This is a genomic window from Streptomyces sp. NPDC006529 (assembly GCF_040611795.1).
In the GTDB taxonomy this organism is placed as follows: Bacteria; Actinomycetota; Actinomycetes; order Streptomycetales; family Streptomycetaceae; genus Streptomyces.
Genome location: NZ_JBEXPB010000092.1, coordinates 1 through 8281 on the forward strand (window position 1 = coordinate 1; position 8281 = coordinate 8281).

The window sequence follows — 8281 nt, forward strand, 5'->3', positions numbered from 1 at the left end:
AGACCCCCGACGGCAAGTTCGAGGGCTTCGACGTCGACGTCCGAGACCAGCGCACCCGTCAGGTTGGAGACGACCGGGATCCGCGGAGCGGCGAAGGACAGACCCTCCACCACCTCACGGAACTCCTCCAACATCCCGTCCATGTGAGGCGAGTGGAAGGCATGACTGACCGTGAGCCGCTTGTTCTTGCGGTCGGCGAACACCTCCACCACCGCGAGCACGGCGTGCTCGTCACCCGCGATCACGAGCGACGTGGGCCCGTTGACGGCGGCGATGCTCACCCGCTCGGACAACAGCGGCAGCACCTCGTCCTCCGACGCCTGCACCGCCACCATCACACCACCCGAAGGCAACGCCTGCATCAACCGACCGCGAGCGGCGACCAGCAAGCACGCGTCCTCCAGCGAGAACACCCCCGCCACATGCGCGGCCGCGACCTCACCGATCGAATGACCGGACAGGAAGTCAGGCTTGACACCCCACGACTCCAGCAGCCGGAACAACGCCACCTCAACCGCGAACAACGCGGGCTGCGCATACTCCGTACGGTCCAGCAGAGCGGCATCCGTCCCGAACAACACCTTCTTCAGCGGCAGTTCGAGGCTCATTGCCCCACACACCACGTCCAAAGCCGCAGCGAACACCGGGAAGGCGTCATACAACTCACGCCCCATCCCGAGCCGCTGGCTGCCCTGCCCGGTGAACAGGAAGGCCAGCTTTCCGGCCGACGGCGTACCCTCCAGCACTCCGGCGGGTCGGCTGCCGTCCGCGAGTGCGGCCAGGCCCGCGAGGAAGCCCTCGCGGTCCTCCGCCACCACGGCGGCCCGCCGGTCGAGGGAGGCCCGGCTCGTGGCCAGGGCGTAGCCGGTGTCCGTGAGGGACGACTCGGGGTCCGCGGCGACCTGTGCCGCCAGGCGGGCGGCTTGTTCGCGCAGGGCCTGGGGGTCCTTCGCCGAGAGCAGCCACGGCAGGGCGCCGGGCACCCGCTCGGGTGCGGGCCGCGTCCCGGGCTCCTCCGGCTCGGAAGCCTGCTCGATGACGGCGTGGGCGTTGGTGCCGCTGAAGCCGAAGGAGGAGATACCGGCGCGGCGCGGGCGTCCCGTGTCCGGCCATGCGGTGGCCCGGTCCAGGAGCGTCACGGCTCCGGAGGCCCAGTCCACGTGCGGGGTGGGCTCATCCGCGTGCAGGCTCTTGGGCAGGACGCCGTGCCGCATCGCCATGATCATCTTGATGACGCCGGCGACACCTGCCGCGGCCTGCGTGTGACCCATGTTCGACTTGATCGAGCCGAGCAGCAGCGGCCGGCCCTCCGGGCGGTCCTGGCCGTACGTGGCCAGCAGTGCCTGGGCCTCGATCGGGTCGCCCAGCGTCGTACCGGTGCCGTGCGCCTCGACGGCGTCCACATCGGCGACGGACAGCCCGGCGTTGGCGAGGGCCTGGCGGATGACCCGCTGTTGCGAGGGCCCGTTGGGGGCGGTCAGGCCGTTGCTCGCACCGTCCTGGTTGATCGCCGTACCGCGCACGACGGCCAGGACCGGGTGGCCGTTGCGGCGGGCGTCCGAGAGCCGCTCCACGAGGAGCATCCCCGCTCCCTCGGACCAGCCCGTGCCGTCGGCGTCGGCGGAGAACGCCTTGCAGCGGCCGTCGACCGCGAGGCCCCGCTGCCGGCTGAACTCCACGAACGCGGCGGGGGTCGCCATCACGGTCACACCGCCTGCCAGCGCGAGCGAGCACTCCCCGTTGCGCAGGGCCTGCACCGCGAGGTGCAGGGCCACCAGGGAGGAGGAGCAGGCCGTGTCGACGGTGACCGCCGGGCCCTCCAGGCCGAACGTGTAGGACAGTCGGCCGGAGATGACGCTGCCCGCGTTGCCGGTGCCGAGGAAGCCCTCCACTCCTTCGGGCAGGGCCGCGAGCCGGGACGCGTAGTCCTGGTACATGACGCCCGCGAAGACACCGGTACGGCTGCCCCGCAGGGACCTCGGGTCGATCCCGGCGCGTTCGAAGGCCTCCCAGGCGGTTTCCAGCAGCAGCCGCTGCTGCGGGTCCATGGCGACGGCCTCGCGCGGGGAGATCCCGAAGAAGGCGGGGTCGAAGGCGGAGGCGTCGGTGAGGAACCCGCCCTCGCGGGCGTAGCTCGTGCCCTCCTGGCCGGGGTCGGCGTCGAAGAGGCCGTCGACGTCCCAGCCGCGGTCGTCGGGGAATCCGGAGATGACGTCCCGGCCCTCGAGGACGAGGCGCCAGAGGTCGTCGGGGCCCTCGACGCCGCCGGGGTAGCGGCAGCCGAGGCCGACGACGGCGATGGGATCGTCGTCGCGGAGTGCGGACGCGGACGCGGTCGCCGGGGCGGCGGGCGCGGCGGATGCGGCGCCGGGCAGTTCGTCGCGCAGGTGCTCGGCGAGGATCGTCGGGGTCGGGTAGTCGAAGACGAGGGTGGCCGGCAGGCGCAGCCCGGTGGCGGCGCCGATCAGGTTGCGGAGTTCCACTGCGGTCAGGGAGTCGAAGCCCAGCTCGCGGAAGGACCGGTCGGCCTCGACGGCCTCGGGCCCGGAATGGCCGAGTACGACCGCCACCTGGGTCCGGACCACGTCCAGGACGAGGGACTGCTGCTCGGCGACCGTCAGGCCCGCGAGCCGCAGTGCCGAGGCGGGGGTGCCGGAGGCGGCGGCCCGGCGGGCGGGCATCCGGACCATGCCGGTGAGCAGCGGCGGGAGCGTGCCGGTGCCCGCCTGGGCGCGCAGGGCGGCCAGGTCCAGCTTGACCGGCACCAGCAGCGGCTCCTGCGCGCCGCAGGCGGCGTCGAACAGTGCCACGCCTTCCGCGGCCGTGAGGGCGTGGGCGCCGCCGCGACCGGGCCGGGAGACCTCGTCGGCCCCCAACGCGGCTCCCATGCCGCCGACTTCGGACCACAGGCCCCAGGCCAGGGAGGTCGCCGGCAGGCCCTGGGCCCGCCGGTGGGCCGCCAGCGCGTCCAGGAAGGCGTTGCCCGCGGCGTAGTTGGCCTGTCCGGCGTTGCCGAAGACACCGGCGGCGGAGGAGAAGAGGACGAACGCCGTGAGGTCGATGTCCCGGGTCAGCTCGTGGAGGTTCCAGGCCGCGTCGACCTTCGGGCGCAGCACCGCCGACAGCCGTTCGGCGGTCAGCGAACCGATCACCCCGTCGTCGAGGACACCGGCCGTGTGCACGACCCCGGTCAGCGGGTGCTCCGCCGGAATCCCGGCCAGCACGTCGGCTAGGGCCCCACGGTCGGCGACGTCGCACGCCGCCCAAGTCACCTCGGCGCCCAGAACCGCCAACTCCGCGGACAGCGGCGGGGTTTCGCCCCGGCGACTGACCAGCAACAGGCGCCGTACGCCGTGCTCGGTGACCAGGTGGCGGGCGACCAGCGCGCCGAGCGAACCGCTCGCGCCGGTGACCAGGACGGTGCCGTGGGTGTCCCAACCGGCGGCCGTCTCCCCGGTCCGGCCCGGCCGCGCGGCGCGGACCAGCCTCGGTACCAGCGCCGAGCCTCCCCGCACCGCCACCTCGGGTTCGCCCGTCGCCAGGGCGACCGCGAGCGGGCCCGCCGGCTCGTCGTCGACGTCGACGTCGACGAGGACGAAGCGGCCCGGGTTCTCCGACTGCGCGGACCGCAGCAGGCCCCGCACCGCGGCGCGGACCGGGTCGTGGATGCCTTCTCCGGGCACGGCCTCCACCGCACCGCGCGTCACGAACACCAAGCGTCCGTCCGCCGACGGGTCCGACAGCCGGTCCTGGACCAGGCGCAGGACCCGGGCCGTTTCGGCGTGCACGGCTTCCGGCACGGCCGCGCGGACGCCCGTACGCAGGTCGATGACGACCGGGTCGTCGGCTGCTCCGGCCGCGGCCTGCGCCGTCCGATCGGCGGACGGCGCGGTCCAGTCGACCCGGAAGAGGGAGTCCGGGCCCCGGTCCCCACCGGCCGCGTCGATCTGCTCGGAGGAGATCGCTCGTAGGGCCAGCGAATCCACCGAGGCGAGGGGGTGACCGGCGGAGTCGGCCAGTTCGAGCGAGACCGCGCCGTGGCCCGCGCCCGCGAGGCGGACCCGCGCGGCCGCCGCGCCCGAGGCGTACAGGCGTACGCCGGTCCACGCGAACGGCAACCGGGCCCCGTTCGCGCTGTCGGAATCCGGGCCCGCGGCCAGCGAGGCGTCCAGTGCCAGGGCGTGGAGCGCGGAGTCGAGCAGCGCCGGATGGAGCCCGAAGGCGCCGGCGTCCGCCTGCCCGCGCCCGGCGAGGCCGACTTCGGCGAACAGCTCACCGTCACGCCGCCAGACTGCCCGCAGTCCGCGGAAGAGGGGGCCGTAGTGGAGTCCGGAAGCGTCGAGGAGCTCGTACGCATCGTCCACGGGGACGGGGGTCGCGTCGACCGGCGGCCAGACGCGGAGGTCGGCGGTGGCGGGTCGCACCTCGGCCGTGAGCAGACCGGCGGCGTGGCGCTGCCACGGCTCGTCGGCGTCGGCGTCGGCCTTCGCGAACCGGGAGTGGACGGCGACGGTACGACGGCCCGACGGGTCCGGCGCTCCCACGGTGACCTGGATCTGCACGGCCGCGTCGGGGTCGGACAGCACCAGCGGTGCCTGGAGGGTCAGTTCCTCCACGGCCGGGGCGCCGACCCGCTCACCGGCGTGCAGGGCCAGCTCGACGAGGGCCGCGCCCGGGACCAGTACGGAGCCCATCACGGCGTGGTCGGCCAGCCAGGGGTGCGTCCGCAGCGACAGGCGGCCGGTGAGGACGCACCCGTCGGCGTCGGCGAGGGACACCGCGGCGCCCAGCAGCGGGTGCCCGGCGGCCGCGAGACCGAGGCCGGTGGCGTCACCGGGCAGTGGGGCACCGGTCTCGGGCCAGAACCGCTCACGCTGGAAGGGGTAGGTGGGCAGGTCGACGCGCCGGGCACCGGTCCCGGCGAAGCGTGCCCGCCAGTCCGCGTCGCCGCCGCGGGCGTAGGCCCGGGCGAAGGCGGCGGTGACGGTCTCCACCTCGGGGCGGTCGGCACGGAGCGTTGCGGCGAAGGCGGCGCCTTCTCTGGAGACGCAGTCCTGGGCGAGGGCCGACAGGACGCCGTCAGGCCCGAGTTCGAGGTACGTGGTGACCCCTGCCGCCTCCAGCGTCCGGACACCGTCGAGGAAGCGGACCGCCTCGCGGACGTGTCGCACCCAGAAGTCGGCCGAACCCATCTCGTCCGAGACCAGCGCACCCGTCAGGTTGGAGACGACCGGAATCCGAGGTGTGCCGAACGACAGCCCCGCCGCGACCTGCCGGAACTCATCCAACATCCCGTCCATGTGCGGGGAGTGGAAGGCATGACTGACCGTCAGCCGCTTCGTCTTGCGGCCGGCGAACGAAGCCACCACCGCCAGCACGGCATCCTCGTCACCCGCGATCACGACCGACGCAGGCCCGTTGACGGCGGCGATGCTCACCCGCTCGGACAACAGCGGCAGGACCTCGTCCTCCGACGCCTGCACCGCCACCATCACACCACCCGAAGGCAACGCCTGCATCAGACGCCCACGAGCGGACACCAGCACACACGCATCCTCCAACGAGAACACACCCGCCACATGCGCGGCCGCGATCTCACCCACGGAGTGACCGGACAGGAAGTCAGGCTTCACACCCCACGACTCCAGCAACCGGAACAACGCCACCTCGACCGCGAACAACGCAGGCTGCGCATACTCCGTACGATCCAGCACCACCGCATCCCCGCCGAACAACACCTCCTTCAAAGGCATTTCCAGGTGGATCGCCGAACACACCGCGTCCAGCGCCTCCGCGAACACCGGGTAGGCGTCGTACAGCTCACGGCCCATCCCGAGCCGCTGACTGCCCTGCCCGGTGAACAGGAGGGCCAGCTTGCCCCGGGTTCCGGCCTCGCCCCGGACGATCCGCGTCGAAGCGGGGTCGCCCGACGCCAGTGCCGCGAGGTCGGCCAGGGCCTCGCTGCGGTCGCCGGCCAGGACGACGGCGCGGTGTTCGAAGGCGGCGCGGCCGGTGGCCAGGGTGCGGCTGACGTCCTCGGCACGCTGGTTGGGGTGGGCCCGCAGGTGTGTGAGCAGGCGCTCCGCCTGGGCCCGCACGGCCTCCGACGTGCGGGCCGAGACAGGCCAGGCCAGGACGGGGGGTACGACGACACGGCGCGGCGCGGCGGTATCACCGGCCCTGGCCTCCCCGGCCTCCCCGGGCTCGACGGAGTCGGCCGGCTCGACCGGCTCGGCGGCGGGGGGCTGCTCGATGATGGTGTGCGCGTTGGTGCCGCTGATGCCGAAGGACGACACGGCGGCGCGGCGGGGACGACCGGTGTCCGGCCAGTCCACCGTCTCGCGCAGCAGCGACACCGCGCCCGCGGACCAGTCGACCTTGGTCGACGGCTGGTCGACGTGCAGGGTCTTCGGGATCCGCCCGTGCCGGATCGCCATCACCATCTTGATGACGCCTGCGACGCCGGCGGCGGCCTGCGTGTGCCCGATGTTCGACTTGATGGAGCCGAGCCAGAGCGGCTGGTCCTCCGTGTGCTCCCGGCCGTACGTGGCCAGCAGGGCCTGGGCTTCGATCGGGTCGCCCAGCGTCGTGCCGGTGCCGTGGGCCTCGACCACGTCGATGTCGGCGGCGGTGAGCCGGGCGTCGGCCAGGGCCTGGCGGATGACGCGCTGCTGCGAGGGCCCGTTCGGGGCGGTCAGGCCGTTGGAGGCGCCGTCCTGGTTGACGGCCGAGCCGCGGACCACGGCCAGCACCCGGTGGCCGTTGCGGCGGGCGTCGGAGAGCCGCTCCACGAGGAGCATGCCCGCGCCCTCGCCCCAGCCGGTGCCGTCGGCGGCGTCCGCGAAGGACTTGCAGCGCCCGTCGAAGGACAGGCCGCGCTGGCGGCTGAACTCGGTGAAGGTGCCGGGGGTCGGCATGACCGTCACGCCGCCGGCCAGTGCGAGCGAGCACTCGCCCTTGCGCAGGGCCTGCATGGCGAGGTGCAGCGTGACGAGGGAGGAGGAGCAGGCGGTGTCGACGGTGAGCGCCGGGCCCTCCAGACCGAAGGTGTACGAGACACGGCCGGAGGCGATGCTGCTGGAGGCACCGGTGCCGAGGTAGCCCTCGACCTCCGGCGGCACGGCCCGCAGCCGGGACGCGTAGTCGTGGTACATGACGCCCGTGAAGACACCGGTCCGGCTGCCGCGCATCGAGGTCGGGTCGATGCCCGCCCGCTCGAAGGCCTCCCAAGAGGTTTCCAGCAGGAGCCGCTGCTGCGGGTCCATCGCCAGGGCCTCACGGGGCGAGATCCCGAAGAATTCGGGCTCGAACCGGTTGGCGGAGTGCAGGAAGCCGCCCTCCTGCACGTAGCTCGTGCCCCGCCCGTCGGGGTCCTCGTCGAAGAGGCGCCCCGTGTCCCAGCCCCGGTCGGTCGGGAAGGGGGAGACGGCATCGGTCTCGCCGGAGACCAGCCGCCACAGGTCCTCGGGGGACTCGACGTCACCCGGGTAACGGCAGCTCATCCCGATGATCGCGATCGGCTCCTGCTCCTCCGACTCGACCTCCTGGAGGCGGCGGCGCGTCTCGTGGAGATCGGCCGTCACCCGCTTCAGGAAGTACCGGAGCTTTTCCTCGTTCATGCGTGCATCCCTCGGGCAGAAACCGGACAGTCGGAGTGGTGAGAAGGGGCGGGGCGGAGCTGCCGGGTCATGAGATGCCGAACTCCTTGCCGATGAAGTCGAAGAGGTCGTCGTCGGTCGCGCTCTCCAGGGCCTCGGCCACGTCGGCTCCGTCGGAGCCGGCGGCCAGGGCACCGGCCTCGCTCCAGGCGGTCAGCAGGGCCTGGAGGCGTTCGGTGATGCGGTCGCGGCCCGCGTCGTCGGGCGACGACGTGACGAGGGTCTTCTCCAGCCGGTCCAGCTCGGCGAGGAGCGGGGGTACTGCTGCCGCGCCGTCCTGCCAGAGCTCGTCCCGCAGGTATTCCACGAGCGCGTTCGGGGTCGGGTAGTCGAAGACGAGGGTGGCGGGGAGGCGGACGCCGGTGGCTCCGCCGAGCCGGTTGCGCAGTTCGACGGCGGTCAGCGAGTCGAAGCCGACCTCGTTGAACGACCGTACGGGGTCGACCGCTTCGGGTCCGGCGAAGCCGAGGACTCCGGCGACGTACGAGCAGACCAGCTCCAGGAGCGCTTCGTCCCGCGCTGCGGGGGCCGACGCCTGGTGGCTGCCGGGCACCGCGCCCCGGCTGGTGGTCACCACGGGCGCGCTCGGGCGGCTCAAGGGTCAGCAGCTGGACGCCGTGCTC

At 73.3% G+C, this 8281-nt stretch carries 2 protein-coding genes and 1 pseudogene; 1 reads left to right on the forward strand and 2 read right to left on the reverse strand.

Translation table 11 applies throughout. The features are described 5' to 3' along the window. Both ABZY31_RS30850 and ABZY31_RS30855 read right to left on the reverse strand, forming a co-directional pair. Nucleotides 1-7619, reverse strand: a 7619-nt coding sequence (locus ABZY31_RS30850; protein ID WP_356416936.1) for a type I polyketide synthase, incomplete at its 3' end; no start/stop codon positions are given. A 67-nt stretch (nt 7620-7686) separates the two neighbouring features. Then, nucleotides 7687-8232: a phosphopantetheine-binding protein gene (locus tag ABZY31_RS30855; protein ID WP_356416938.1), complete on the reverse strand. Its 546-nt coding sequence runs from the start codon at nt 8230-8232 to the stop codon at nt 7687-7689. On the opposite strand from ABZY31_RS30855, the pseudogene ABZY31_RS30860 reads away from it, so the two are divergent. Next, nucleotides 8189-8281 (forward strand): annotated as a pseudogene (locus ABZY31_RS30860) (M56 family peptidase); the annotation flags it as partial. The gene ABZY31_RS30855 and the pseudogene ABZY31_RS30860 overlap by 44 nt on opposite strands.